Raw genomic sequence first — 1,619 nt, 5'->3', positions numbered from 1 at the left:
TCTGCGAAAACAGACCGCCAAACTGAATATTATGTTTGCCCTGGCAAACCTTTATCCGGCTGACAGAAAATCTCTGACGGCTTGATAAAGTGCGCCTGCAAGCAGATTTACAGAGGCAATATGCCCGTTACAGAGCTTTATGCGTTTAACTTGACTTGCGTGATTTTATTGATGGCTTTGTACGGTGTTGCCTAAGATTGTTCGCCACCGTCTGTGGTAACAATATTCAGTTTTTCTATGTCATATTAACTTCCGATTTTCTTGACTAAGGGCGCTCTCCCTCAGACAAGGTTATTATACCATTGGGGCTTGGTTCGTTTTATTCAAGATATTACCATTCATTACTAGCCAGCCAACTATTATAGCTAAGATAACCTGACAGATATAGGAAACAACAGCTCCAGTACCATTACTGATCGATAGACCGTAACTTACAACTGCATTGCCGATGGCATGAAAGAGTATACACGGTACTATGCTTCCTTTCACCTTATGAAGTGCAGCCGCCGAAAATGCTGAACCCAATAAAGAGATCGCAAACCACAGATAACTTCCCGAGTACTGATAAGTACCTTTGATAAAGCAAAGGGGAATATGCCAAACGATCCAAATGGCACAGTTGATCGTTGTAGCTACTACAAATCCGAATCTCTTTTCCAGTATTGGCTGCAGGTAACCTCTCCATCCCACCTCTTCAAATCCGCCAAACAACAACATTACCGGAATGAACACCAGCACTTGCCACCAGTCACCTATGAACGTTACATCTCCAAATAAAAAGGGTATTCCGAAACGGATCATCAGAAAAGCAACAAGCAATGATAACTCTATAGCAGGCCGGTTAAATCCAAAAACAGTTTTCAGGAAATATCGCATTCCTTTTTTGTCGGGATCTTTCTGCCAAAGGATAAAAACCGCAATTGCAGGAGCACAGGCAGCTATTATGTAAAAGATGATTCCTATATTGTATGCCGGATGCTCATATAATCCCAAACAGCTTAGAACTATATCAAATCCCCAAAACAGATATGTTATTACAAAAGTAAGGATCAAATATCGAACTGCATTTTTATTCATTCAAACTAACCTTCTCAATCCTAATATAAACTGTTGATTTTCTATACTATAAAAATCAAACCTCTTGCTACATTTAACTGGAAGATAATAACCTTCCTAAGGCAACACCGTACAATGCCGCCAATAAATTCTCATAAATCAAGTTAAACGCATAAAGCTCTGTAACGGGCATATTGCCTCTGTAAATCTGCTTGCAGGCGCACTTTATCAAGACGTCAGAGATTTTCTGTCAGCCAGATAAAGGTTTGCCGGGGCAAACATAATATTCAGTTTGGCGGTCTGTTTTTGCAGGCCTCGGTATCGTGTTTTCCGATACCCGAACAGCCGTTTAACGACTGCAAAAACGTGTTCTACCTTTGCTCTGACCGATGATTTTTTATGTTCTGCTTTCTTTGCTGCATATTGTCCGCTTTTTGAAAGCTTTTTCATTGTTGACGGTTTTCTGTTTATCTTGTATTTGATTTTTCGACCATTTTTATTTTTAACAACTGCATTTTCTCGCTTTTCTGCACCGATATATCCACTGTCACCGTATAATTCTT

General features: G+C 39.9%; 2 protein-coding genes. Both read right to left on the bottom strand.

Translation table 11 applies throughout. The features are described from left to right. Window positions 1-294: 294 nt before the first annotated feature. On the bottom strand, window positions 295-1,077 hold the full coding sequence (locus tag OCV68_RS04115) for a CPBP family intramembrane glutamic endopeptidase (RefSeq protein WP_147622807.1): 783 nt from the start codon (window positions 1,075-1,077) through the stop codon (window positions 295-297). Window positions 1,078-1,284: 207 nt separating this feature from the next. Next, a partial coding sequence (locus tag OCV68_RS04110; RefSeq protein WP_262570963.1) for a transposase occupies window positions 1,285-1,619 on the bottom strand: 335 nt, incomplete at its 5' end.

This window comes from Huintestinicola butyrica (assembly GCF_025567215.1).
Classification (GTDB): Bacteria; Bacillota; Clostridia; order Oscillospirales; family Ruminococcaceae; genus Huintestinicola; species Huintestinicola butyrica.
This window is presented reverse-complemented; position numbering and strand designations above follow the sequence as displayed.